Below are 23461 nucleotides of genomic sequence, written 5' to 3' on the forward strand. Positions count from 1 at the left end.
ATAATAAATTAAAAGATATAAAAATCATTTTTTATTTATCTAAGATAGAAAAAATTACAAAAATAGTTAGATATTAGAAAATAGCTCCGTGTTTTTCATAATTTGTTATTTTTGTAGCAGTGTTATTTTCATCTACAAAGACAACTTTTGGTTTAAATGTTTTTGCTTCTTCTTCATTAAAATCAGCATAAGACATGATGATAATTTTATCTCCTACTTCAGCAAGACGAGCCGCAGCGCCATTTAGGCATACAACCCCTTCTTCTTGCGTGGCTATGGTATAGGTTTCAAATCTAGCGCCATTATTGACATTGACTACTTGGACTTTTTCATATTCTAAAATTCCACTCGCTTGCAATAATTTTTCATCTATACTTATACTTCCTACATAATCAAGCCTAGCTTCTGTTACGCTTGCGCGATGTATTTTTGATTTGAGTAAAGTGATATTCATTTTAATCCTTGTACTAAAAAATTATCAATGAGTCTTGTTTTTCCAACAAAAGCAGCCACCGCTCCTAAAACATTATCAGTGATATTTTCGATATTTTCCATGGTGTTAAAATCGACTAATTCTATATAATCGATTTTGATTAGTTTTTCTTTTTCTAAAATATCTTTCATAGCTTGGATAATTTTAGAACTATCTTTTTCTCCTTCTTGGACTAATTTTTCAGCTAAAAAAATGCTTTGAGATATAGCTAGTGATGCTTTTCTTTCTTTTTCGCTAAGATATACATTTCTAGAGCTTTTAGCTAAGCCATCTTCTTCTCTAATGATAGGACAAATTTGAATTTTTAAATCAAAATTTAAATCATCAACCATATGCCTAACGACTACGCATTGCTGCGCGTCTTTTTGCCCCATATAGACTATATCAGGGTTTAGGATATTAAAAAATTTAGTTAAAACCGTGCAAACGCCTCTAAAATGCCCCGGTCTTTTAGCCCCACAAAGTTTATCAGTGATCGTATTCATATCTACATAGGTGCTAAAATTCTTAAGATACATTTGAGTTGCATCGGGGATAAAAACCATATCAACGCCATTATCTTGACACATTTTAATGTCGCGTTCTAAATCTCTTGGATAACTAGAAAAATCTTCATTAGGCCCAAATTGCATAGGATTTACAAAGATACTTACTATAACCTTATCTTGTGTTTTGGCATGTTTGACTAAACTTAAATGCCCATCGTGTAAAAAACCCATGGTTGGAACATAGCCTATGCTAAGTTGATGTGATTTCCAATCTTTTACAATTTGTTTTGCTTCTTTGACAGAAGTAATGACTTGCATATTTGTATCCTTAGTATAATTTATCTAATAATTCATCATCTAAATAATCAAAGCTGTGCTCTTGAGAAGGAAAAATACCGCTTTTAACTTCATCTCTATATTTTTCAACTCCTACTTGAGGGTCAATTTTATCAAAATGCTTTACAAATTTTGCTTTAAAATCTTTATTTAAACCCAAAAGATCGTGATAAACTAAAACTTGTCCATCGCAGTATTTACCTGAACCTATGCCGATTGTTGGAATTTCTAAAATAGAGCTTATTTTTTGTGCTAATTTTACAGGCACACATTCTAAAACCAACATACAAGCACCCGAATCTTGCACAGCTTTTGCATCATCTATGATTTTTTGGGCCGATTGTAAATCTTTACCTTGAACCCTATAGCCACCTAGCATATTTACAGCTTGTGGGGTTAGTCCTAGGTGAGCAACGACGGGTATTCCTGATTGGGAAATCAATTTAATCTTACTTGCGATTTCTATACCCCCTTCCACTTTTACCCCATTTGCGTGGCTTTCTTTGATAAATCTTGAGGCATTTAAGATAGCGTCACGATCTGAACTTTGATAAGACATAAAAGGCATATCAGCAAGTACGAAAGACTTTTTAGCTCCGCGAGAAACAGCTTTGGTAAAAATCAACATTTCATCCATAGTAACACTTAAAGTATCTTGCATACCAAGTACCGTCATGGCTAATGAATCTCCAACCAATATAATATCTATATCGCTATTGTCTAAAATTCTTGCACTATGATAATCATACGCACTTACCATGGTTATTTTTTCATTTTTGGCCTTTTTTTCCAAAAAACTAATCATACTTTTTCTCATTTTGCATACCTCAATTTTTAGCTATAAAATAATAAGCAAAAAACTAGCATATAATTTTTCATAAATAGTAAATGAATGATAAAGTAAGTTATATTTAATCGATGGATTGCTTTAATGGTTACAATTTTAGAAAATTTCAGTTCATGTTAAAGGATATTTAAATAAAATAAAGCTTTAAAAAGTATTTTGTTTAAAATTATTTAAATAGAAAGATATTTTATGAAAAAAATAACTTTATTTTTACTTTTCTTAAATTTAGTGTTTGGGCAAGATAAGATATTAAATAATTGGTTTAAAGAGTATAATATAAGCGGCACTTTTGTTTTTTATGATGGAAAAACTTGGGCGAGTAACGACTTTTCAAGGGCTATGGAGACTTTCTCTCCCGCTTCCACTTTTAAAATTTTTAATGCTCTAATTGCACTTGATAGTGGTGTGATAAAAACTAAAAAAGAAATTTTTTATCACTATAGAGGTGAAAAAGTATTTTTATCTTCTTGGGCGCAAGATATGAATTTAAGTTCAGCTATAAAATATTCTAATGTTCTTGCTTTTAAAGAAGTGGCAAGAAGAATTGGTATCAAAACTATGCAAGAATATTTAAACAAGCTTCATTATGGTAATGCTAAAATTTCCAAGATCGATACTTTTTGGCTTGACAACTCACTAAAAATAAGCGCTAAAGAACAAGCAATTTTGCTTTTTAGACTTTCACAAAATAGCTTACCTTTTTCTCAAGAAGCAATGAATAGTGTTAAGGAAATGATTTATTTAAAAAATATGGAAAATTTAGAGCTTTTTGGAAAAACAGGTTTTAATGATGAGCAAAAAATTGCTTGGATTGTAGGTTTTGTGTATTTAAAAGATGAAAATAAATATAAGGCTTTCGCGCTAAATTTAAATATTGATAAATTTGAAGATTTATATAAAAGAGAAAAAATTTTAGAAAAATATTTAGATGAACTTGTAAAAAAAGTTAAAAATGATGGCTAGTGAGTATTTCGTAAAATGTATGATTTGCGTACACTTAAAGTACTCATTAAAAAATTAAATTTTTGCTCTTATTTATCAAGTTTTCCTACGATGATAGGGTTAAAGGCTTTTATGGATAGCAAAAGCGTATCGCCGATTTTTACATCTTGATAAGATTTTAAAAATTCCTCTTCGCTAAGTGTGATTTTAACGATATCTTGATTTAAAAGCAAAGTAAAAATAACTAAAATATCACTTTTTTTCATCTCAAGTAAAGTCGCGCTCAAGCGCAATTTCGCACTTAAATTTGATGAGGTAAAAAATTCATTTGTTCTCGCATCTTTGATGATTTTTCCATCACTAAGCTCTAAAATTCTATGGCTTAATTTGTAAATTTCAGCCAAATCATGACTAACTAATAAAGTCGTGATTTTAAAATGTTGTAAAATTTTCACAAGTTCATCTTGTAAAAAAGATCGCATTTTAAAGTCCAATGCACTCAAAGGTTCATCTAAAAGTAAAATTTGTGGCTCTCTTGCCAAAGCTCTTGCTAAAGCCACTCTTTGTGCTTGTCCACCACTTAAATTTTTGGGATAAATTTTGGCTAAATTTTCTAAATTCATTAAGCTTAAAAGCTCTTCTGCTTTTTGTTTTGAAGTCGCAGCATAAGAAATGTTTTCTTTTACGCTCATATTTGGAAAAAGAGCGTAATCTTGAAAAACAAAGCCGATTTTTCTTTTTTGTATAGATAAATTGATATTTTTTTGGGTATCAAGCCAGAGTTCATCTTCTACTTCTATGCGTCCAAATTCAGGTTTTATAATTCCTGCAATGATTTTAAGTAGAGTTGTTTTTCCCGCACCGCTTTCCCCAAAAATAGCAGTGATTTCATTTGCTTTTAAATAAGTGTTTAATTCTAGTTGCTTCTTGCCTTTTGCTGTGTTGATGGGAAGTTTTATATCGATTTTTATCATAAAAGTGGCCTATAAAGCGATTTTTTTATTTACAAAATAAAGACTTAAGAGTATGGTAAAAGAAATCGCAAATAAAGTAAAAGCGTATTGATGTGCTAAAGTATAGTTTAAAACTTCAAGCTCATCATAAATAGCAATACTTGCGACTAAAGTTTCACCTTTTTTATGTCCACCTATCATCATCACCACTCCAAATTCACCGATGGTGTGTGCAAAACTCATCGCACAAGCACTAAAAATTCCTACTTTAGAATTGGGTAAAATCACTCTAAAAAGTGTGTAAATTTTACCCTTTCCTAGAGTATAAGAAGCATCAAGTAGGTTTTGATTGATCGATGAAAAAGCACTTTGTAAAGGATTTACCATAAAGGGCAGGGAAAAAATCAAAGAAGCAAAAACCAAACCTTCAAAGCTAAAAACCAAAGAAAGATTAAAATATTCTTTTAAAAATTGTCCTAAAAAGCTGTTTTGTGAAAAGCTTATGAGTAGATAAAAGCCCAAAACACTTGGAGGTAAAACCAAAGGCAAGGCCACAAAGGTTTGTACCAAACTTTTAAAAGGAAATTTCACAAAGCTTAAAAGATAGGCTAAAAATACTCCGATGAAAAAGAGTATAAAGGTGGTGATAAATGCAAGTTTAAAGGTAAGATAAAGGGTTTGTAAAAAATCATTATCCATAAACAGCCTTTAAAATGATATCATTTTCCTTGACAAAGCAAAGCCATTCTTGTCCTTCTTCGAGTTTGAGTTCCAAGGCTTTTTCTTTGGTGATAATGCTAGAAATTTCATCACCCTCAAAATCAAAAAAGATATGATATAGAATTTTGCCTTTTTTGATACTTTTAATCCTTGCTAGAAATGAATTTTCCACACTTAAAATAGAATGAGGCAAGGCCAAGCCAAGTTCGTGTTCTTTGAAAAGTACTTGAATTTTTGTACCTATTTTAAGATCTTGCAAGGAATGAAGATCAAGCATTAAAACTTTAAAAATTTGCTCTTTAATACTGATCTTAACGATGACAATCTCACCTTCATTTAAAAGCTCTATAATCTTACCATTTAAGATATTCAAGGTGTGTCAAATCCGTATTTTTTAAAGATTTCTTTTGCTTTTTGTGAGCTGATAAATTCGCTAAATTCAAAGGCTAATTTTTTATCCTTAGCATATTTTGTGATGACATAACTTTGTTTTAAAGGGGTGAAGTATTTTTGATCGATTAAAATAGCTTTGCCTTTAGGATGATTGATAGAAGATACTAGAGAATAAGCCACAATACCCAAATCCGCATTATTGCTATCGACATGTAAAACAGGCACGGAGATATTTTCACCTAAAACAATTTTATCTTCAAAGAGTTTGTCTAAATTTAAATTTTCAAGCACTTCTTTAGCAGCTACTCCATAAGGAGCAACTTTTGGATTTGCAAGGCTTAGGTGATGAATTTTATTTGCTTTATCTTTTAGCTTTTCTATCCCACCTTCAAGTAAGCTTTCATCTAAGCTATATAGGGCTAAGATACCTAAAACATAAACTTTTGGTTTATCTAAAGCGTTTTGATCCTCATAAATTGCTTGCGCGTATTTTGTATCGGCTGAAAAAAATAGATCAAATTCCCTCCCTTGTTTCAAAAGTTGATAATACTTTCCTGAAGCACCAAAAACAAGATCTATATTATCATTAGGGTGTGATTTTAAAAATTCATTTTTGACTTCTTCCATAGCTTTTGAAGCCGAAGAAGCTACGAAAACACTTAAATTTTGTGCATTTAAATTTAAAGATAAAAACAACACTATAAAAAATAAAACAAGCTTTTTCATTGCACTTTCCTTTGTGGATAATCTTGATTTTTTGTATTATAACATAAGAAATTTTATTTTGTATCTTTTTTGCATAAAATAAAAATAGGATGATAAGTGAGTTTATTTTGAAATTTTTCTTCAAATTCTTTTAAGAATTGCTTGTTTAAGCGATAAAATCCCAAAGAATTTACTCCGCTTAATTTCAAATGCTTAAAAACTTCTAAAGCGTTTTGAAATTCCAAATTTACAATTTCTTCTGTGATTTTAATATCGGAAAAATAGGGTTTGAAAATTTGTTCAAGTTCTTTTGTGCTAAAATATTTTAAACCCAAGCTTGTGCTTTGTTTGATCTCTTTTAAATTCATTTCTCCAAAAGTAGAAAGAAGTAAAATTCCTTTTTTATTTAGCATATTTGCTAGCGTGGGCAAAACCTGCTTTAAATCAAGCCATTGCAAACTTGCATTAGAAGTGATAAGATCAAATTTTTGCTTGCTTAAATTCTGTGTAGCTAGGGTATTCATATCAAAAATTTCTACATTAAGATTATCAGGATAATCCAAAATATCATTTTTTAGATACTCATCAAAAGTGATAATTTTTGAAAGTTTGTCGCTAAATTCGCCCCTGCCACAACCAAATTCAAACACTTTTTTAAAATGCGAAATTTCTAAATTTTTTAAAATTTCACAAAGTTTTAAACCCATTAAATCTTGCACTTTTGCGTGTTTTTGATAATCTTTTGCTTTTAAAAAATTCAAATTTCATCCCAAGTTTTAAAATGAAAAAAAGCAAAATGCGGCTCATCTAAAAAAATAAGCTTTGAAAAAGTATTTTTTAAAGCATTTTGAGGAAAAATTTCATCATGATTGCTTGAGTAAATTTTATCCCAAATAAAGCTTTCATTACGCTCTTTTAAGGCAAATTCGAAAAGTTTTTCAAGCTCGGTTTTTAAATCTTTTTCATCTTTAAAGATAAAATCTTTTGCTTCATTTTCGCGCTCTTTAAATAAAGATTTTTTAAAAGCTGTAAGATCAAATTTTTTAATTTGCTTAGCAAAAATTGCAGGATGAATTCCTTTTAATTTATCTATACCAAAAGGAGTACCATTGATAGCTATTTTTTGCGAAAACTCTATATTTTTTAAAACTCTACTTGCCACGCAAACTCCCATAGAAAAAGCTATGAGAGTGATTTTAGAAAAAGACTTTAAATCAAATTTAAAGTCTAAATTTTCATAATCATAAACCAAAACTACATTTTTATCGCTTTTTAAATGTGCAAAATGGCTAGGATGTGAAGCAAAACCGCCAAATACTAAGATAAGTTCTTGTGAGTTTTCATTTTGAATTAAATTGCTTATTTTCATAAAAGTTCTACCACTTTCTTTAAATCTTCTTTACTAAGTCCTGCATGTAAAGAAAAACGAATTCTAGCTGTATTTTTAGGCACCGTAGGTTCTTTTATAGCGGGTGCAAAAATGCCATTTATTTCAAGTTTTTTTGCTAATTCTATAGCCTTTTGATTTTCTCCTAAAATCAAGGAGATGATGTAAGCATCGCCTAAAATTTGATGACTTTTTTCTATGAGTTGATTTTTAAAAAAATTGCCTATGATTTGTAGTTTTTCTCTTTTTTCTTTTAGTTCGCTCATTTTTTCAAAAATAAATTTTGTCCAAGCTATATTGATAGGAGGCAATGCTGTAGAATAAATAAAAGCTCTAGCCTTGTTGATAAAAAAGCTTTTGTAAAGATTATTACAAATCATACAAGCACCCATAGAAGCAAGAGCCTTGCCAAAGGTAAAAACTATAAAATCAACCTTTTCTTGCAAATTTAAAGCTTTAACAAGTCCCAAGCCCTCTTCATCAAAGCAACCCACGCTGTGCGCTTCATCGATATAAAGTTTGATTTTGGGGTATTTTTCTTTAAGGGCGATGAGTGTATTAAAATCAGAAAAATCACCATCCATACTAAATAATGCTTCGCTTAAAATGATGATGTTTTCATAATGATCATAATGTTTTTGAATTAAATTTTCTAAATGATTCATATCGTTATGATGAAAGCGAAAAAATTTTGCTCCGCCAAGTTTTAGTCCATCAATCATACTTGCATGGATGAATTTATCTGCTAAAAAAAGTGTATTTGGAATGCTTGCAAGTGCAGCTATGCAAGAGATATTAAGATGATAACCGCTGTTAAAATGTAAGATTTCTTTTTCTTTAAATTTGGATTTTAAAAAGCTTTCTAATTCTTCATAAATTGTAAAATTTCCACTCAAACTTCTTGAACTTGAGCCTGAAAAAAACAAATCTTGTTCTTTTAGGGTGTTTAAAAACTCAGCTTTTAACTCTTTAGAAGACGCCAAATAAAGATAATCATTTCCTGCTAAATTTAAAAGTTTTTGATCTTGTTTATAAACAAATTTATTTTCATGTTTTAAAGGCGTTAGAGTTCTTAGATTGTGATTTTGCTCTAGATCTTGCAAAATTTTTTCAAGCTTCATTTTTTTCCTAAAATTCAGAAATTTAAAGTATTATTTTGCCAAAATATATTTAAAAAAGAAGTTATAATGCAAAACGAAATTTTAAAAAAGCTCGATTTAGAGCATATTTGGCACCCTTGTACGCAAATGAAAGATCATGAAAATTTGCCACTCATTCCTATAAAAAGAGCTAAAGGAGTGTGGCTTTATGATTTTGATGATAAGGCTTATATGGACTGTGTGAGCTCGTGGTGGGTAAATCTTTTTGGGCATTGTAATGAAAAAATTGCAAATGCCATTAAAAAACAAGTTGATGAGCTAGAACATGTGATCTTAGCAGGTTTTACGCATGAGCCCATCATTAAGCTTTCTGCAAGGCTTTGTGAAAAAGTAGGCAGGAATTTTAATAAATGTTTTTATGCAGATAATGGCTCAAGCGCTATTGAAGTTGCGCTTAAGATGAGTTTTCATTATCATTTAAATAAGGGAGTGAAAAAAAGTAAATTTTTATCTTTAAGCAATTCTTATCATGGTGAAACCTTAGGAGCCTTAAGTGTAGGAGATGTAGCACTTTATAAAGATACTTATAAGCCTTTACTTTTAGAGTGTTTAAGCACGCCTGTGCCACAAAGTAAAGATTGTACCAAAGAGCTTGAAATTCTAAAAGATATTTTAGAAAAGAATGCAAGTGAAATTTGTGCTTTTATACTTGAACCCTTGGTGCAATGTGCGGGAAATATGCATATGTATGAAGCAGGATTTATTGATGAGGCTATAAAGCTTTGCCATCAATTTGGAGTGCAAGTGATTTTTGATGAAATTGCTGTGGGTTTTGGGCGCACAGGGAGTTTATTTGCTTTGCATCAGTGTAAAGAAAGCCCCGATTTTATCTGCCTTTCAAAAGGGATAACGGGTGGATTTATGCCACTTTCTGTAGTGCTTACAAGAGATGAAATTTATAATGCTTTTTATGATACTTATGAAAGCCAAAAGGCTTTTTTACATTCTCATAGCTATACGGGAAATACCTTAGCTTGTGCGGCAGCAAATGCGGTTTTAGATATCTTTGAGGATGAAAATATTTTAGAAAAAAATCAAATTTTAAGCGAGTTTATCAAAAAAGAATTTTCAAGACTTGAAAAATTTGACTTTTTGGGTAATTTTAGAACTTGCGGGATGATCAGTGCTTTTGATATTTTAAGCACCAAGTATAAACGCGTAGGACTTTTTGTATTTAGGAAGGCCTTAGAAAAAGGTTTGCTTTTAAGACCTTTGGCAAATACGATTTATTTTATGCCCCCTTACATCATCACCAAGGAACAAATTTCTTTTGTGGTGGATACTTTAGAGCAAATTTTTCAGGATTTTTGAGAGATTTTTGCAAACCCTATCGTCAAATTCTACGATAGGAATTTGTGTGTATTTGCTGATAAAATCCTTGCTAAAATGATCTTCACTCTTTAAAATCAAAGCAAGGATTTCAATACCTCTTTGTTTTAAAGCTTCTATGCTTAAAAGCGTATGATTGATACTTCCTAGATAGTCTTTTGCTACTAAAAGGGTGGGGTGTTTAAATTCGCTCATATAATCAATCATGGTTTTTTCATCATCAATAGGCGAAAAAAGCCCACCTGCAAGCTCTATGATGAGCTTATTGCTTTGTGGAATTTGTATATCAAAGGCTTTGTAGTTTAGTTTTTCTAAAATTCTTGCTTTATGTGGTGAAGCAGGAGTTTGTAAACACACACCCTCTTTAAAAATCTTAGTTTTAGGGCTGAAATTAGCCACTTCATCACTATCTTTTGGCACCCCTGCTTGAATGAGTTTAAAATAATCAAAACCCAATTCCTTACAAATTCTAGCACTCAAATAAGTCTTGCCAACATCTGTATCTATGCCGCTAATATATATTTTCATTTTTAATCCTATGAAAGAATTTTTAAGCCCACTGTACAGGCGATGATAAGTGCTATTAAAAAAAGTTTTAAAAAGCTTTTGCTTTCTTTGTAAAAAAGCACACCTACTATAACTCCACCTGCAGTGCCAGCCCCTGTCCATATAGAATAAGCTACGCTCATAGCGATATTTTGCATACCAAGGCTTAAAAAGCTAAATGATAAAGTAAAACAAGCAGCTAAGGCTAAAAGATAAAATTTATTTTTAGTAATGACAAGTTGTTTCATTACTATCACGCCTATAATTTCAAAAATAGTAGCTAAAAATAAAAAGATCCATTCCATTATTTAGCCTCCTTGCTGATTAATTTAAGTCCTATAATGCTTAAAAGTAAAATAGCAATTAAAACAATTTTAGCCACCGAAACTTCGATATCAAAAAGAAATATTTCATTTAAAACCACTCCGACAGTCCCAATACCTACAAAAACACTATAAGCAATACTTACTTCAAGCTTTTCACATGCTTTTAAAAATAGAGTAAAAGAGATACAAACCCCAATGATAGTAAGTATGTATTGCCAAAGCTCTGTAGAATACTTAAGTCCGCCTACCCAAAAACATTCTATAAGCCCACCAAAAATAACCATAAACCACGCGATATTGGTATTCATTATGCGCTCCTTAATATTTTTTGCGCGGCAATTATAACCAAAACAAAGTAAATAAAAAAACTACCATAAATTTACTTTTAACTAAGCCAAGATTAGATACAATTATAAGCTTATTTTTTAAGAAAGGAAAAAGATGTTAGAAGGTATCGTTAGAGAGAGTATCGGTAGAAAAGCGGCTAAAGCTTTAAAAAGAGATGGTTATCTAATCGCAAACATCTATGGAAAAGGATTAGAAAACATCAATGCTGCTTTCAAAGTAAATGATTTTATCAAAGAAGTTCGCAAAAAAACAACTTTAGCTTTTGATGTAAAAGTAGGTTCACAAACTTTAAATGTTGTTGTAGTGGATTATCAAAAAGATCCTGTGACTGCAGAACTTAAACATGTGGATTTGAAAGTTGCACAAAAAGGCGTTATTTCTAAATATATGGTTCCAGTTAAAATTACAGGAACAGCTATCGGACTTAAAAATAAAGGTGTTTTAATCCAATCAAAAAGAAGATTGAAAGTAAAATGCGCAGCAGAAAATTTACCTAATTTCTTCGAGCTTGATGTAAGTAAGCTTGATGTGGGTGATGCTTTACTTGTTCGTGATGTTGTAGTGCCTGAAGGTGTAACTATGATAGATGCTGATAGAGTAGCGGTAGTGGGCGTAGAAAAAGCTAGATGATCTTAGTCGTAGGGCTTGGCAATATAGGCAAAGAGTATGAAGATACTCGCCATAATGTCGGCTTTATGCTTATTGACTTGCTTTTAAAAGAAGGCAATTTCACAAATCTCACAAACTCAAAATTCAAAGGAGAGCTTTTCAAAATGGGCTCTTCTTTACTTCTTAAACCTCATACTTATATGAATAATTCTGGATTAAGTGTAAAAGCAGTAAATGATTTTTATAAATGTGAAAGAATCATAGTTATTCATGATGATATCGATATCAATTTAGGCGCTTTGCGTTTTAAAAGAGGCGGTTCTAGCGGAGGACATAATGGACTTAAAAGCATAGATAATCTATGCGGAAGTGATTATGAAAGAGTGCGCATAGGAGTGGGTAAGGGTGAGAATGTTATTTCTCATGTTTTAGGTAAATTTAGGGCCGAAGAAGAGTTAATTTTAAGTAAGGTTTTAGAGCATTCTAAAAAAGCTTTACTTGAGCTTATCCGCAATGATGATTTATCAGCCATATCTTCAAAGTATAGCTTAAAGGCTTAAGATGTGGATATTTTTTCGTTTTATTTCAGGAATTTATCTTAAGAATTTTTTTATTATCTTTCTGTCTTTACTGGGTTTTTATTGTGGTATTGATTTGCTTTTAAATTTCAATGATTTACCCGATGCAGCAAATCTTAGCTTGCTTTATGTGATTTTTTTGGCTTTTTCTGCTGTTACTTATGTCTTGCCCGTTTCTTTGATCTTTGCTTTGGTGCTTTCTTTGGTTTCTATGATAAGGGCTAATGAATTTGTAAGCCTTTATGCTTTAGGGCTGAGTAAAAATTTGGTCATAATATTTCCTTTTTTGTGGGCTTTATTTTTTTGTTTTGTGTATGTGGGGTTAAATTTTACTCCTTTTGCTTATGCAAATGATTATAAAAGAAATATTCTAAAAAATGGCACCATGCTAAAACAAAGCGGTGAAGTTTTTTTAAAATTTAATAACGAATTTATTTATATTTCTAAGGTTAATAATGGACAAAGTACCGCACAAAATATTAAGATTTTTAATATTAAGGATTTAAATTTAAGTTCTTTGATCGAAGCTAAGAGCGGTATTTTTGAAAAGAAAAATTGGATTTTAAAAGAAGGAAATTTAACCCTACTTCCTAAAGAATATGAGCTTGGCAATAAGGGGTTAAATATCAGCGAATTTAAAGAGCTTAATACTCTTGAAGGTTTTAAGCCTAAGATCATCGAAGGGGTAGCTAGTGATAGTGATTATTCTATCTTAGATATACTGGAGAGCTTAGAGCTTTTTAAAACACAAAATATCAGCATAGAATCGCTTAAAATTAGTCTTTATAAGCTTGTATTTATGCCGTTTTTTGCACCCTTTTTAATGCTTATTATGTATTATTTTTTCCCAGTTATTGCAAGATTTTTTAATTTAGCTTTTGTAGCTTTTGTAGCTTTTGTAGCTACTTTGCTTACTTGGGGTATGTTATTTTTGTTATCAAGATTAAGTGAAAATGGTGTGATTTTAAGCGAATTAGGTATTGTTATGCCTATTATTTTGTTAATTTTTTTAGGTGGTTTTATGTTTTACAAGCACCGATAAATTAAGCTTTAATATAGTAAAATTAAAAATAAAGGCGAAAAATGGATTATAAAAAACTCAAAGATGAATTTCAAACCCCTTTTTATATTTATGATTTTGATTTTATTAAAGAGCGTTTTTTAAATCTCAAAGAGGCTTTTAAGGCAAGAAAATCTCAAATTTTTTACGCTGTAAAAGCCAATTCAAATTTAAGTTTGTTGCAAATGCTTGCAAATTTAGATAGTGGATTTGATTGTGTAAGTATAGGCGAGGTAAAGCGTGCCTTAAAAGCAGGAGCAAAAGCTTATAAGATTATTTTTAGTGGAGTAGGAAAAACCAAAGAAGAGTTAAGACAAGCTTTAGAATATGATATTTTATATATTAACCTTGAAAGCGAAGCTGAAATGATGCTTTTAGAAAGTGTGGCTAAAGAACTTAATCTAAAGGCAAGAATCAGTATTCGTGTTAATCCAAATGTTAATGCAAAAACTCATCCTTATATTTCTACAGGATTAAATGAAAATAAATTTGGTGTTGAAATTGATATAGCAAGAAAAATGTATCTTTATGCAAAAAATTCATCTTTTTTAGAGCCTGTTGGAGTGCATTTTCATATAGGTTCGCAACTTTTAGATATTTCTCCCATTCATGAAGCAGCAGCCATTGTTGCAAAACTTGTAAGAGAGTTAAAAGCCTTGCAAATCGATCTTAAATTTTTTGATATAGGCGGTGGTTTGGGTGTGGCTTATGAAAAAGATGAGTGTGAATCTGATCTTTATGATTATGCACAAGGTATATTAGCACAACTTCATGGGCTTGATTTAACTATAGGAATGGAGCCTGGAAGGTATCTAGTTGCTAAAAGTGGAGAATTTGTTTGTTCAGTGCTTTATGAAAAACAAAATAAAACCAAGCGTTTTGTTGTAGTAGATGGAGCGATGAATGATCTTATACGCCCAAGTTTATACGAGGCTTATCATGAAATAATCTTACCTTATAATCAAGGAGAAGAAAGTCCTTGCGATGTTGTGGGTGGAATTTGTGAAAGTGGAGATTTTTTTGCCAAGGCAAGGTCTTTGCCTAGCACTCAAAGTGGTGATATAATGGTTATTAAAAATACTGGAGCTTATGGTTTTAGCATGAGTAGTAATTACAATACTCGTAATAAAGTTTGCGAATTAGCCCTTGAAGAAGGACAGGTAAGATTGATCCGTCAAAGAGAAAATTTTGAAGATCAAATCGCTTTAGAAGAGAAATTTTTAAAGGCTTAAAATGTTTTTTTTAGATGTTCAAGGGACTTTAATTTCTGATCATGATAAATCTTTAATCCATGGTGCTAAAGAACTGATCGATTTTTTAAATGCAAAAAATCTTCCTTATCTTATCATCACTAACAATACAAAAAAACTTGATTTTTTAGAAAAATTACAGCAAAAAGGATTGGCTATAAAAGAAAATGCTTATATTGATCCTTTCAGCGTTTTAAAACACCTTTTAAGACCTTGTAAAGTTGCGGCTTTTGGTGCAGATGAGTTTGTAAAAAGTCTTGAAAATCTTGGTTTTGAGCTCGATTTTGTAAATCCTAGTGCTGTGCTTGTGGCTAGTTATGATGATTTTAAATTTAAAGATTTTGCCACTATGATAGAATTGGCTAGAAGAGAAGTTAGATTTATAGCTATGCACGAAACTAGTATTTATAAAAAAGATGGTAGGCCTTATCCTGGTGTAGGTAGCATTATGGCTATGCTTAAAAATGCTATTGATTTTGAATATGAGGTTGTGGGTAAGCCTAGCATTGTTTTTTATAAAGAAGCTTTAAATTTAATAAGAAGACAAAATTCAAAAATCGATTTTGAAGATATTAAAATCATTAGTGATGATTTTAGGGGTGACTTGCTTAAGGCAAAAGAACTTGGCATGAAAACCTTGCTGGTTTTAAGCGGAAAGATAAGCGACACAAAAGGGCTTGATACGGATTTGCTTGATGGAGTTTATCCTAGTGTTTTAGAAATTTTAAAGGATTTGAAATGCCAAATTTAAACTTAGAAGATTTTAGAAATAAAATCGATATGGTAGATGATAAAATTTTAGAACTTTTAAATGAAAGAATGAGCTATGTTAAAAGCATAGGAGAGATCAAGCAAACAAGTGGTGGAGCGATTTATCGTCCTGAACGTGAAAGAGCGATTATCAATCGCTTAAAAAATGCAAATTTAGGACTTTTGGATCAAAATGCCATAGAGGCAATTTATCAAGAAATTTTTGCTGTTTCAAGGAATTTAGAAATGCCTCAAATTGTTGCTTATTTGGGACCTGAAGGTACTTATACTCATCAAGCAGCAAGAAGTCGTTTTGGTGCTATGAGTCGCTATATCGCACTTGCAACCATAGAGGATGTTTTTAAAGAGCTTAGCAATAAAGAAGCAAAATACGGCGTTGTTCCTATAGAAAATAATACAGAAGGCGCTGTAGGTGTAACTTTAGATTGCTTAGGTAAGTATAATGAGCTTAAAATTTTTGGTGAAATTTATATGGATATTCATCATTCTTTTGTAGGAATTAATGAAAATTTAAAAGAGATAAAACGCATTTATTCCCACCCACAAGGTTATAATCAATGTCGCAAATTTTTAGAAAGCCACGAATTAAGCAATATAGAATTTGTGCCTTCAAAATCCACAGCAAATGCTGCTTATTTAGCCTCTCAAGATAAGTACTCGGCTGCAATTTGTTCTAAAATAGCTGCAAAGCTTTACAATGTGCCTGTACTTTTTGATAAGATAGAAGATAATGCGGCAAATCGTACAAGATTTTTGATTTTAAGTGATATTAAAAATCCAAAAATGCCAAATTGCAAAACTTCTATTTTAGCTCACACTGCACATAAGCCTGGCGGTCTTAGTTCTTTACTGGAGCAATTTAAAAAAGAAAATATCAATCTTACTAAGCTTGAATCTCGTCCTGTAAAATCAAAAGAATTTTTACACAGTTTTTACATAGATTTTGAAGGGCATATTGATGATGAAAATGTTCAACGCGCTTTGAAAAACGCAGATGAGGTAGTTTGGCTTGGATCTTATTTATCAGGAGAAAAGAATGAAATTCAATGACTTTTTAAATCATTTAAGCAATTATGAGCCGGGCAAGGATATTGAAGTTATCGCTAGAGAATATGGCGTAAAAGAAGTGATAAAATTAGCAAGCAATGAAAACCCTTTTGGTGCTCCACCTAAAGCGGTTAAAGTTTTGCAAGAAAATGCTTTTAAAGCAAATCTTTATCCAGATGATAGTATGGTAGAGCTAAAAGGTGAGTTAGCACAAAAATACAATGTAAAAAATGAAAATATCATCATTGGTGCGGGCAGCGATCAGGTTATTGAATTTGCTATACATTCTAAACTTAACCCTCAAAATGCTTTTTTGCAAGCAGGGGTAAGCTTTGCTATGTATGAAATTTATGCTAAGCAATGCGGTGCAAAATGCTATAAAACTCAAAGTATCACTCATGATTTATCTGAATTTAAAACACTTTATGAAGCACATAAAGATGAGATTGAGATCATATTCTTATGTTTGCCTAACAATCCTTTGGGCGAGTGCTTAGATACAAACGAGGTGTTTGAGTTTATACGCGGTATTGATGAGAATTGTTTAGTGATAATTGATGCAGCTTATAATGAATTTGCAAGTTTTAAGGATCAAAATAAGTATCTAAAGCCTTGTGATCTTGTGCAAGAATTTAAAAATGTGCTTTATTTAGGAACTTTTTCTAAACTTTATGGATTGGGTGGGTTGCGTATAGGTTATGGTATAGCAAATGCAGAAATTATCAGTGCATTTTATAAACTTCGCGCCCCTTTTAATGTAAGCAATTTAGCATTAAAAGCAGCGGTTGCGGCTTTACATGATGAAGAATTTGCTAAAAAAACTTTGGAAAATAATTTTTCTCAAATGGAGCTTTATAAGGAATTTGCCAAAAAGCATCATATTAAATTTATCGAAAGCTATACAAATTTTATCACTTATTTTTTTGAGGAAAAAAATAGCACAGATTTGTCTGAAAAATTGCTTAAAAAGGGTATAATAGTAAGAAATTTAAAAAGTTATGGTTTAAATGCTATGAGAATTACCATAGGAACGCCTTATGAAAATGAAAGATTTTTTACAGAATTTGAAGGAATTTTAAAATAGTCTTGATTTTTCAAATCAAGGATAATTTTTATGGTATTTAGAATAAAATGGGTAAAATTCACTAAACTAAGGGATGAGAATTAATGGATTTTAAAAATATGCTTCACCAAATTGGACAGCTTTATCAAAATTTGACTCGAAAGCAACGTATAGTTATCGCAGCTTCTATCGTTGTGGTTGTTGGATTTTTGGTATTTTTGGCACTATTTCGTGGAAGTGGCAGTGCTAATAATGGCTATGCTGTTTTAGTTGATAATGTTGATCCAAGTTCTTCTGCAGCTATTGTAGCTAAACTTGAACAAAATAATGTACCTTATATACTAGAAAGCGAAAGTAAAATTTTAGTTCCACAAGATCAGGTATATCGCCAAAGAATGTTTATCGCTAGCGAAGGATTGATAAAAGATAGTCGCGTGGGTTTTGAAGCTTTTGATACGCAAACTTTTGGAGCTACAAATGAAGAACAAAGAGTAAAGTATCAAAGAGCTATAGAAGGAGAGCTTGCAAGAACGATTGAAACCCTAGAGCCTATACGCAGTGCGGTAGTGCATATAGCTTTTCCAAAAGATAGTGTTTTTACCGAAAGACAAATTCCTCCTACGGCTTCAGTCGTTGTAAATGTACGCGAGGGATTAAAACTTACCAGAAAACAAATCGATGGGATTAAAAATATAGTTTCAGCTGCTATTCCGAAATTAACTAAAGAAAATGTAAGAATTAGTGATCAAAGTGGTGTGCCTTTAGATGAGCAAGAGGCTTATGAAGATGATTTGGTTCGTGCTCAAATTAAATATAAAAGCGATCAAGAAAGAGCTTTAGAAGATAAAATCATAGAAACCCTAGCTCCTTATGCAGGAGGCACAGATAAAGTAAGGGTAAGTGTCAATATAGATTTTGACTTTTCTAAGCAAGAATCCCAAAGTGAAATTTATGATCCAAACCCTATAGCTCGAAGTGAGCAAACTCTTAATGAGGAAAGAACAGGCAGAAAAGAGCCTGAAATTCAAGGTGTGCCAGGTGCGGTTTCAAATATAGGTCCAGTAGAAGGACTTGATAATAAAGGACAAATTGATACCTATAAGAAAAATCAAGTTACTACAAACAATGAGCTTTCAAAAACTATAACAAATACAAAAAAACAATTTGCAACCGTTGTGCGTACTTCAGCAGCAGTAACAATAGATGGAAAATATCAAGATGTTGTGGATGAAAATGGAGATGTAAAAAGTGAATATGTTCCTTTAAGTAAAGAAGAGCTTGCAAGTGTAGAAAGCATAGTTAAAAATACTATTAATTATAGTGCTAATAGAGGGGATAGTGTAGTCGTGCAGAATTTACCTTTCCATCGTGAGTCTATTAGAGTGGAAAGCAAGGTTAAAACTTTCTATGGCCGTTTTATCGAGCCATTTATCCCACCGGTTAAATATATTATTGCGGCTATTTTGCTTTTTATTTTTTACAAAAAAGTTATTGCTCCATTTACGCAAAAAATGCTTGAAGATGTTGCAGCACAAGAGGAAGTGCAGCAAGGTCCAAATGCTGTTTTAGATGATGCTGAGGATGCGTTAGAGAAATTTAATGCAGCTAGGAAAAAGGTTGAAGAGCAGCTTGGTTTTGGGGAGAATTTCAATGAGGATTCTATCCAATATGAAGTTTTACTTGAAAAATTAAGAGGCTTAGTAAGTGATAAAAGCGAAGAAATTGCAGCACTTTTGCAAAACTTAATCCAAAATGATACCGAATTCGGCGAAAAGGATATGTGATGATAAAACTTAGCGAAGAACAAAAAATGCTTTATGATGATTTATCGATGCCTGAAAAGGTAGCGATATTTCTCATACAACTTGGCGAGGATGCAACGACTTCAGTTTTTTCACATATGGAAATTGATGTTATTACCGAAATTTCACGCTATATTGCTACGGCAAAAAATGTTGACCGCGCTGTAGCTACTGCGGTTTTGGAAGAATTTTATACCCTGCTTCAATCTAATCAATACATTAAAAGCGGTGGTTTGGAATATGCTAAAGAAATACTTTTTCGTACTTTTGGTCCAGAAATTGCCAATAAAATTCTTGAAAAACTTACCAAAAGTATGGAGAATAACCAAAACTTTGCTTATTTGGCTCAGATTAAACCTCAACAACTTGCTGACTTCATCACCAAAGAACACCCACAAACCATTGCACTTATTTTAGCTCATATGGATTCAATTCATGCAGCTGAAACCTTAGAGTATTTTAGTGATGAGTTAAGAGCTGAGGTTGTTATAAGAATGGCAAATCTAGGTGATATTTCTCCAAGTATCATTAAAAGAGTGTCTGCAGTACTTGAAAGCAAACTCGAAAGTCTTACTTCTTATAAGGTTGAAGTGGGAGGCCCAAGAGCAGTTGCAGAAGTACTTAATCGCTTAGGGCAAAAAGCAAGCAAATCTACCATTACTTACATTGAACAAAGCGATGAACGTTTGGCTGAAACGATTAAAGAATTGATGTTTACTTTTGATGATATACAAAAACTTAGCACCCAAGCTATAAGAGAAATTTTAAAAGTTGCAGATAAGCGCGATTTAATGATAGGTTTAAAGGGTGCAAGCGAAGAATTGAAGCAAAAATTCTTAGCCAATATGTCTACGCGTGCAAGCGAAGCCTTCCTTGAAGAAATGGGCTTTTTAGGTGCGGTGCGTGTTAAAGATGTTGAAGATGCTCAAAGAAAAGTGGTTGAAGTGGTGCAAAAACTTGCAGAGCAAGGACTTGTACAAACAGGCGATGCTGATGAAATGATAGAGTAGGTGAGTGATGGTTAATCGTAGTAATGTTATTTCAGGAGGAACTTCTGATCAACATGTTGTTGAAGGATATCGTTTTAAGGTAATTTCAGAATTTGATAACCATGCAGAAGAGAAGCAGCATTCACAGATTTCAAATGAAGAAAATATAACTACATCTTCAAAAGATGAAAGTCCTGTCGAAGAAAGTCAAACCCCCGCACCCTCTCAAGTAGTACAAGAGGTGCAAACTCCTGCATTTCAACCTAGTTTTGTTGAGGATTTGCTTAAAAAAACAGATGAAATGTCAAGCAATATCATTAAGCTTCAAATGCAAATTGAAAGTCAAGAAAATGAGTTTAATAACCGCTTAAATTTAGAGCTTGAAAGCGCTAAGGAAAAATTTTCTAAAGAGGGTTATGAACAGGCTAGAGCTGAATTTGAAAAAGAATTAAATGACTTGCGCGATAAGTATTTAAAAAGTGTTTCAAAGTTAGAAGAAGCTTGTGTAAATCTTAATGCTTTTATTGAAAAAAATGAAAAAGAACTTGCTGATACAGCTATAGATATTGCCAAAGAGGTTATTTTAAAAGAGCTTGAAAATAACTCAAGCAAAATTGCTTATGCTTTAGCTAAAGATCTCATCAATGAGCTTAAAGGAGCAGGTTCTATTGAAATAAAAGTAAATTCTATAGATTATAATTATCTAAAAGAGCATTTTAGTGAGAATTCTCATATTAAAATCACTCTTGATGATGCTATTAGCAAGGGTAGTGTTATCATTTTAAGCGATAGTGGCAATATAGAATCCAATTTGAATGCGCGTCTTATTAAAATCAAAAAAATGGTTAATAATGAATGAAATAATTAAAAAAGATTATCAATTTGCTTATACTAAAGAAGAGTTAGAAAAGCTAAATTTAACCCAGCTTGAAGATTTAGCGGCTCGCATTAGAGAAAAAATTATTGATGTAGTAAGTAAAAATGGAGGGCATTTAAGCTCCAATTTGGGAGCAGTTGAGCTTACTATAGCTATGCACACGGTATTTGATAATGGGATAGATCCTCTTATATTTGATGTATCCCATCAATCTTACACACATAAGCTTTTAAGTGGAAAAGAAAATGTTTTTGAGTCTTTGCGTCAATTTGGTGGGCTTAATGGGTATACCAAGCCTAATGATGGCGATTATTTTGTAGCAGGACACTCAAGTACTTCTATTTCTTTAGCTGTAGGAGCCTGTAAGGCCATAGCACTAAAAGGCGAAAAACGCACTCCTGTAGCTTTGATAGGCGATGGAGCTCTAAGTGCAGGTATGGCTTATGAGGCCTTGAATGAATTAGGAGATTCTAAATTTCCTTGTGTAGTTATCTTAAATGATAATGAAATGAGTATTTCAAAACCCATAGGTGCAATTTCAAAATACCTCTCTCAAGCCATGGCAACGCAGTTTTATCAAAATTTCAAAAAACGCGTGGCTAAAATGTTAGATGCATTACCTGATTCTGCTACTTATATGGCTAAGCGTTTTGAAGAAAGCTTTAAATTAATAACCCCAGGACTCTTATTTGAAGAATTGGGTCTTGAATATATAGGACCTATTGATGGACATAATTTAAGTGAGGTTATTTCTGCATTAAAACAAGCAAAAGCTATGCAAAAGCCTTGTGTGATACATGCTCAAACCATAAAGGGTAAAGGCTATGCTTTAGCCGAAGGAAAACATGCTAAATGGCACGGGGTGGGAGCTTTTGATATAGATAGTGGAGAGAGTGTTAAAAAAAGTGATACTAAAAAATCTGCTACTGAAATTTTTTCTAAGAATTTGCTTGATTTAGCCTCAAAATATGAAAATATTGTTGGGGTTACGGCAGCTATGCCAAGTGGAACAGGTCTTGATAAGCTTATAGAAAAATATCCAAATCGTTTTTGGGATGTGGCTATTGCTGAGCAGCATGCAGTAACTTCTATGGCCGCTATGGCAAAAGAAGGATTTAAACCTTTTATTGCAATATATAGCACTTTTTTGCAGCGTGCTTATGATCAAGTGATCCATGATTGTGCGATTATGAATTTAAATGTGGTTTTTGCTATGGATAGGGCAGGGATAGTAGGCGAAGATGGGGAGACGCATCAAGGTGTTTTTGATCTTAGTTTTTTAGCTCCTTTGCCAAATTTCACTCTTTTAGCCCCAAGAGATGAACAAATGATGCAAAATATAATGGAGTATGCTTATACCCATGAGGGATGTTTGGCTTTTCGTTATCCTAGAGGATCTTTTATTTTAGATGAGGAATTTAACCCTACCAAGATAGAACTTGGAAAGGCGCAATGGCTTGTAAAAAATCAAAGCAATATCGCTTTTTTAGGTTATGGACAAGGGGTGGGTAAGGCTTGGAAGGTTTTAAGAAAATTGCAAGATGAGGGGCAAAATGCTAATTTGATTGATTTGATTTTTGCTAAACCCTTAGATAAACTACTTTTAAAAGAGTTAGCAAAACAGAGTCAAATTTGGTTTGTTTTTAGCGAAAATGCAAGGATAGGTGGTGTGGCGAGTTTATTAGAGAGCTTTGTACAGGAGAATGATTTAAAAATTAAAATTGTTTCTTTTGAATATGAAGATAGTTTTATTGAGCACGGCAAAACCAATGAAGTAGAAAAAGCTTTAAGACTTGACATTGATAGTTTGGTGCAAAGGGTAAAAATAAATTGGGTCGATAACATCCTTTAAATTTGAACCAAAACAACAAAAAAATGTTTAAAATTTCATAGCTTCTTATTATCTAATAAAAAATATCATTTGATATAAACTTTTTTTAATAAAAAATTTATTATTATTCCTAGTTAAAAAGAACTAGGATAAAAGAATGGAATTGTTACAAATACTTAAAAAACATGAATTGAAGGCAACCCCACAAAGATTGTGTGTTTTAAAAATTTTAAAAAGACATGAACATCCAAATATCGAAGAGCTTTATGAGGAAATCAAAAAAGAATACCCTTCCATTTCTCTTGCTACAGTTTATAAAAATCTTAACACTTTACAAGAACAAGGCTTAGTTGTAGAAATCAATGTAGCAAATCAAAAAACTTGTTATGATATCTATGAAGAAAGACATATACATATAATTTGCAACAAATGTGGCAATATCGAAGATATGAGTTTTCAAGATGCTGAACTTGATGAATATCAAGAAAAATTAGAGAAAAAAATGGGAAATATCATCGATCATTTAGCAGTTTGTGCTCATGTTAGCACTTGTAAAAAGTGCCATTAAGCAAAATAAAGCTAAAATAACCCAAAGAATTTAAGGGTTATTT

27 protein-coding genes are annotated in these 23461 nt (G+C 31.9%); 14 read left to right on the top strand and 13 right to left on the bottom strand.

Going from position 1 to position 23461, the window contains the following annotated elements; translation table 11 throughout:
- Positions 1-73 precede the first annotated feature (73 nt).
- The 3 genes from panD to panB are packed head-to-tail and all read right to left on the bottom strand — an operon-like array spanning position 74 to position 2134.
- Positions 74-454, bottom strand: coding sequence for an aspartate 1-decarboxylase (gene panD, locus BGS43_RS08400; RefSeq protein ID WP_020973829.1), 381 nt, complete (start codon positions 452-454; stop codon positions 74-76).
- Positions 451-1299, bottom strand: a complete 849-nt coding sequence (panC, locus tag BGS43_RS08405) for a pantoate--beta-alanine ligase (RefSeq protein WP_057044534.1) — start codon at positions 1297-1299, stop codon at positions 451-453. The genes panD and panC overlap by 4 nt, the downstream gene beginning before the upstream one ends.
- 10 nt (positions 1300-1309) lie before the next feature.
- Positions 1310-2134: a 3-methyl-2-oxobutanoate hydroxymethyltransferase gene (panB, locus tag BGS43_RS08410; RefSeq protein WP_072229927.1), complete on the bottom strand. Its 825-nt coding sequence runs from the start codon at positions 2132-2134 to the stop codon at positions 1310-1312.
- 219 nt (positions 2135-2353) lie between these two features.
- Between panB and blaOXA the strand changes: the two genes are divergently transcribed.
- Complete coding sequence (gene blaOXA, locus BGS43_RS08415) at positions 2354-3127, top strand: OXA-61 family class D beta-lactamase (RefSeq protein ID WP_052790051.1); 774 nt, start codon at positions 2354-2356, stop codon at positions 3125-3127.
- A gap of 68 nt (positions 3128-3195) precedes the next feature.
- On the opposite strand, the gene BGS43_RS08420 is transcribed toward blaOXA, so the two are convergent.
- The 7 genes from BGS43_RS08420 to BGS43_RS08450 are packed head-to-tail and all read right to left on the bottom strand — an operon-like array spanning position 3196 to position 8385.
- Positions 3196-4080 (bottom strand): sulfate/molybdate ABC transporter ATP-binding protein, encoded by an 885-nt coding sequence (locus BGS43_RS08420; RefSeq protein WP_096569420.1) that lies wholly within the window; start codon positions 4078-4080, stop codon positions 3196-3198.
- A gap of 9 nt (positions 4081-4089) precedes the next feature.
- Entirely contained in the window at positions 4090-4758 is a 669-nt protein-coding gene (gene modB, locus BGS43_RS08425) for a molybdate ABC transporter permease subunit (RefSeq protein ID WP_025398691.1), read from the bottom strand.
- Positions 4751-5152: a TOBE domain-containing protein gene (locus BGS43_RS08430; protein WP_002824685.1), complete on the bottom strand. Its 402-nt coding sequence runs from the start codon at positions 5150-5152 to the stop codon at positions 4751-4753. Before BGS43_RS08430 ends, modB begins: the two co-directional genes overlap by 8 nt.
- Entirely contained in the window at positions 5149-5898 is a 750-nt protein-coding gene (modA, locus tag BGS43_RS08435) for a molybdate ABC transporter substrate-binding protein (RefSeq protein ID WP_032586584.1), read from the bottom strand. The genes BGS43_RS08430 and modA overlap by 4 nt, the downstream gene beginning before the upstream one ends.
- Positions 5899-5951: 53 nt before the next feature.
- On the bottom strand, positions 5952-6638 hold the full coding sequence (gene bioC / locus BGS43_RS08440) for a malonyl-ACP O-methyltransferase BioC (RefSeq protein WP_002926968.1): 687 nt from the start codon (positions 6636-6638) through the stop codon (positions 5952-5954).
- Positions 6635-7246 carry a pimeloyl-ACP methyl esterase BioG family protein gene (locus BGS43_RS08445; protein ID WP_096569424.1) on the bottom strand — a complete coding sequence of 204 codons (612 nt, stop codon included), beginning with the start codon at positions 7244-7246 and terminating at the stop codon, positions 6635-6637. Before BGS43_RS08445 ends, bioC begins: the two co-directional genes overlap by 4 nt.
- Positions 7243-8385 carry an aminotransferase class I/II-fold pyridoxal phosphate-dependent enzyme gene (locus tag BGS43_RS08450; RefSeq protein ID WP_096569428.1) on the bottom strand — a complete coding sequence of 381 codons (1143 nt, stop codon included), beginning with the start codon at positions 8383-8385 and terminating at the stop codon, positions 7243-7245. Before BGS43_RS08450 ends, BGS43_RS08445 begins: the two co-directional genes overlap by 4 nt.
- 66 nt (positions 8386-8451) lie before the next feature.
- Here BGS43_RS08450 and BGS43_RS08455 point away from each other — a divergent pair, with 66 nt between their 5' ends.
- Positions 8452-9735, top strand: coding sequence for an adenosylmethionine--8-amino-7-oxononanoate transaminase (locus BGS43_RS08455; RefSeq protein WP_096569486.1), 1284 nt, complete (start codon positions 8452-8454; stop codon positions 9733-9735).
- Here the strand turns inward: BGS43_RS08455 and bioD are convergent.
- Genes bioD through BGS43_RS08470 form a run of 3 tightly spaced genes read right to left on the bottom strand, consistent with a single transcriptional unit; the run spans position 9709 to position 10933 of the window.
- Positions 9709-10281 (bottom strand): dethiobiotin synthase, encoded by a 573-nt coding sequence (gene bioD / locus BGS43_RS08460; protein WP_002824691.1) that lies wholly within the window; start codon positions 10279-10281, stop codon positions 9709-9711. The two genes, BGS43_RS08455 and bioD, sit on opposite strands and share 27 nt — an antisense overlap.
- Positions 10282-10289: 8 nt before the next feature.
- Positions 10290-10604 (bottom strand): DMT family transporter, encoded by a 315-nt coding sequence (locus tag BGS43_RS08465; RefSeq protein WP_044600955.1) that lies wholly within the window; start codon positions 10602-10604, stop codon positions 10290-10292.
- Positions 10604-10933: a DMT family transporter gene (locus BGS43_RS08470; protein ID WP_002824695.1), complete on the bottom strand. Its 330-nt coding sequence runs from the start codon at positions 10931-10933 to the stop codon at positions 10604-10606. Before BGS43_RS08470 ends, BGS43_RS08465 begins: the two co-directional genes overlap by 1 nt.
- A 133-nt stretch (positions 10934-11066) precedes the next feature.
- Between BGS43_RS08470 and BGS43_RS08475 the strand changes: the two genes are divergently transcribed.
- The 12 genes from BGS43_RS08475 (at position 11067) to perR (ending at position 23418) form a co-directional block, all read left to right on the top strand.
- A complete protein-coding gene (locus tag BGS43_RS08475; protein ID WP_002824697.1) occupies positions 11067-11603 on the top strand; it encodes a 50S ribosomal protein L25/general stress protein Ctc in 537 nt (178 codons plus the stop codon).
- A complete protein-coding gene (gene pth / locus BGS43_RS08480) occupies positions 11600-12142 on the top strand; it encodes an aminoacyl-tRNA hydrolase (protein ID WP_025398698.1) in 543 nt (180 codons plus the stop codon). Before BGS43_RS08475 ends, pth begins: the two co-directional genes overlap by 4 nt.
- 1 nt (position 12143) lies before the next feature.
- The gene (locus BGS43_RS08485; protein WP_002824701.1) at positions 12144-13202 is read left to right on the top strand and encodes an LptF/LptG family permease; all 1059 of its coding nucleotides are present in this window, start codon (positions 12144-12146) and stop codon (positions 13200-13202) included.
- A gap of 41 nt (positions 13203-13243) precedes the next feature.
- On the top strand, positions 13244-14452 hold the full coding sequence (lysA, locus tag BGS43_RS08490; protein WP_025398700.1) for a diaminopimelate decarboxylase: 1209 nt from the start codon (positions 13244-13246) through the stop codon (positions 14450-14452).
- A gap of 1 nt (position 14453) precedes the next feature.
- Positions 14454-15221 (top strand): HAD-IIA family hydrolase, encoded by a 768-nt coding sequence (locus tag BGS43_RS08495; RefSeq protein WP_052795520.1) that lies wholly within the window; start codon positions 14454-14456, stop codon positions 15219-15221.
- Positions 15209-16291, top strand: coding sequence for a prephenate dehydratase (gene pheA / locus BGS43_RS08500; protein ID WP_002778168.1), 1083 nt, complete (start codon positions 15209-15211; stop codon positions 16289-16291). Before BGS43_RS08495 ends, pheA begins: the two co-directional genes overlap by 13 nt.
- Entirely contained in the window at positions 16278-17372 is a 1095-nt protein-coding gene (gene hisC, locus BGS43_RS08505; RefSeq protein WP_002778170.1) for a histidinol-phosphate transaminase, read from the top strand. Before pheA ends, hisC begins: the two co-directional genes overlap by 14 nt.
- An 83-nt stretch (positions 17373-17455) precedes the next feature.
- Positions 17456-19135: a flagellar basal-body MS-ring/collar protein FliF gene (gene fliF / locus BGS43_RS08510; protein ID WP_096569431.1), complete on the top strand. Its 1680-nt coding sequence runs from the start codon at positions 17456-17458 to the stop codon at positions 19133-19135.
- A complete protein-coding gene (fliG, locus tag BGS43_RS08515) occupies positions 19135-20163 on the top strand; it encodes a flagellar motor switch protein FliG (protein ID WP_002778179.1) in 1029 nt (342 codons plus the stop codon). Before fliF ends, fliG begins: the two co-directional genes overlap by 1 nt.
- Positions 20164-20170: 7 nt before the next feature.
- Positions 20171-21001, top strand: coding sequence for a flagellar assembly protein FliH (fliH, locus tag BGS43_RS08520; RefSeq protein WP_002791316.1), 831 nt, complete (start codon positions 20171-20173; stop codon positions 20999-21001).
- The gene (gene dxs, locus BGS43_RS08525) at positions 20994-22871 is read left to right on the top strand and encodes a 1-deoxy-D-xylulose-5-phosphate synthase (RefSeq protein WP_096569434.1); all 1878 of its coding nucleotides are present in this window, start codon (positions 20994-20996) and stop codon (positions 22869-22871) included. The genes fliH and dxs overlap by 8 nt, the downstream gene beginning before the upstream one ends.
- A 136-nt stretch (positions 22872-23007) precedes the next feature.
- Entirely contained in the window at positions 23008-23418 is a 411-nt protein-coding gene (gene perR, locus BGS43_RS08530; RefSeq protein ID WP_002778185.1) for a peroxide-responsive transcriptional repressor PerR, read from the top strand.
- Positions 23419-23461: the final 43 nt, after the last annotated feature.

This window comes from Campylobacter sp. 110 (assembly GCF_002383965.1).
Classification (GTDB): domain Bacteria; phylum Campylobacterota; class Campylobacteria; order Campylobacterales; family Campylobacteraceae; genus Campylobacter_D; species Campylobacter_D coli.

Excerpts from the sequence above, each read along its gene's own strand:
- bioD (WP_002824691.1), bottom strand. The coding sequence starts at position 10,281 with ATGAAAATATATATTAGCGGCATAGATACAGATGTTGGCAAGACTTAT.
- fliH (WP_002791316.1), top strand. The coding sequence starts at position 20,171 with ATGGTTAATCGTAGTAATGTTATTTCAGGAGGAACTTCTGATCAACAT.
- BGS43_RS08485 (WP_002824701.1), top strand. The coding sequence starts at position 12,144 with ATGTGGATATTTTTTCGTTTTATTTCAGGAATTTATCTTAAGAATTTT.
- pheA (WP_002778168.1), top strand. The coding sequence starts at position 15,209 with ATGCCAAATTTAAACTTAGAAGATTTTAGAAATAAAATCGATATGGTA.
- hisC (WP_002778170.1), top strand. The coding sequence starts at position 16,278 with ATGAAATTCAATGACTTTTTAAATCATTTAAGCAATTATGAGCCGGGC.
- perR (WP_002778185.1), top strand. The coding sequence starts at position 23,008 with ATGGAATTGTTACAAATACTTAAAAAACATGAATTGAAGGCAACCCCA.
- modB (WP_025398691.1), bottom strand. The coding sequence starts at position 4,758 with ATGGATAATGATTTTTTACAAACCCTTTATCTTACCTTTAAACTTGCA.
- panB (WP_072229927.1), bottom strand. The coding sequence starts at position 2,134 with ATGAGAAAAAGTATGATTAGTTTTTTGGAAAAAAAGGCCAAAAATGAA.
- BGS43_RS08445 (WP_096569424.1), bottom strand. The coding sequence starts at position 7,246 with ATGAAAATAAGCAATTTAATTCAAAATGAAAACTCACAAGAACTTATC.
- fliG (WP_002778179.1), top strand. The coding sequence starts at position 19,135 with ATGATAAAACTTAGCGAAGAACAAAAAATGCTTTATGATGATTTATCG.
- pth (WP_025398698.1), top strand. The coding sequence starts at position 11,600 with ATGATCTTAGTCGTAGGGCTTGGCAATATAGGCAAAGAGTATGAAGAT.
- BGS43_RS08420 (WP_096569420.1), bottom strand. The coding sequence starts at position 4,080 with ATGATAAAAATCGATATAAAACTTCCCATCAACACAGCAAAAGGCAAG.
- BGS43_RS08495 (WP_052795520.1), top strand. The coding sequence starts at position 14,454 with ATGTTTTTTTTAGATGTTCAAGGGACTTTAATTTCTGATCATGATAAA.
- fliF (WP_096569431.1), top strand. The coding sequence starts at position 17,456 with ATGGATTTTAAAAATATGCTTCACCAAATTGGACAGCTTTATCAAAAT.
- panC (WP_057044534.1), bottom strand. The coding sequence starts at position 1,299 with ATGCAAGTCATTACTTCTGTCAAAGAAGCAAAACAAATTGTAAAAGAT.
- BGS43_RS08465 (WP_044600955.1), bottom strand. The coding sequence starts at position 10,604 with ATGGAATGGATCTTTTTATTTTTAGCTACTATTTTTGAAATTATAGGC.
- blaOXA (WP_052790051.1), top strand. The coding sequence starts at position 2,354 with ATGAAAAAAATAACTTTATTTTTACTTTTCTTAAATTTAGTGTTTGGG.
- BGS43_RS08475 (WP_002824697.1), top strand. The coding sequence starts at position 11,067 with ATGTTAGAAGGTATCGTTAGAGAGAGTATCGGTAGAAAAGCGGCTAAA.
- modA (WP_032586584.1), bottom strand. The coding sequence starts at position 5,898 with ATGAAAAAGCTTGTTTTATTTTTTATAGTGTTGTTTTTATCTTTAAAT.
- BGS43_RS08450 (WP_096569428.1), bottom strand. The coding sequence starts at position 8,385 with ATGAAGCTTGAAAAAATTTTGCAAGATCTAGAGCAAAATCACAATCTA.
- dxs (WP_096569434.1), top strand. The coding sequence starts at position 20,994 with ATGAATGAAATAATTAAAAAAGATTATCAATTTGCTTATACTAAAGAA.
- BGS43_RS08455 (WP_096569486.1), top strand. The coding sequence starts at position 8,452 with ATGCAAAACGAAATTTTAAAAAAGCTCGATTTAGAGCATATTTGGCAC.
- panD (WP_020973829.1), bottom strand. The coding sequence starts at position 454 with ATGAATATCACTTTACTCAAATCAAAAATACATCGCGCAAGCGTAACA.
- lysA (WP_025398700.1), top strand. The coding sequence starts at position 13,244 with ATGGATTATAAAAAACTCAAAGATGAATTTCAAACCCCTTTTTATATT.
- BGS43_RS08470 (WP_002824695.1), bottom strand. The coding sequence starts at position 10,933 with ATGAATACCAATATCGCGTGGTTTATGGTTATTTTTGGTGGGCTTATA.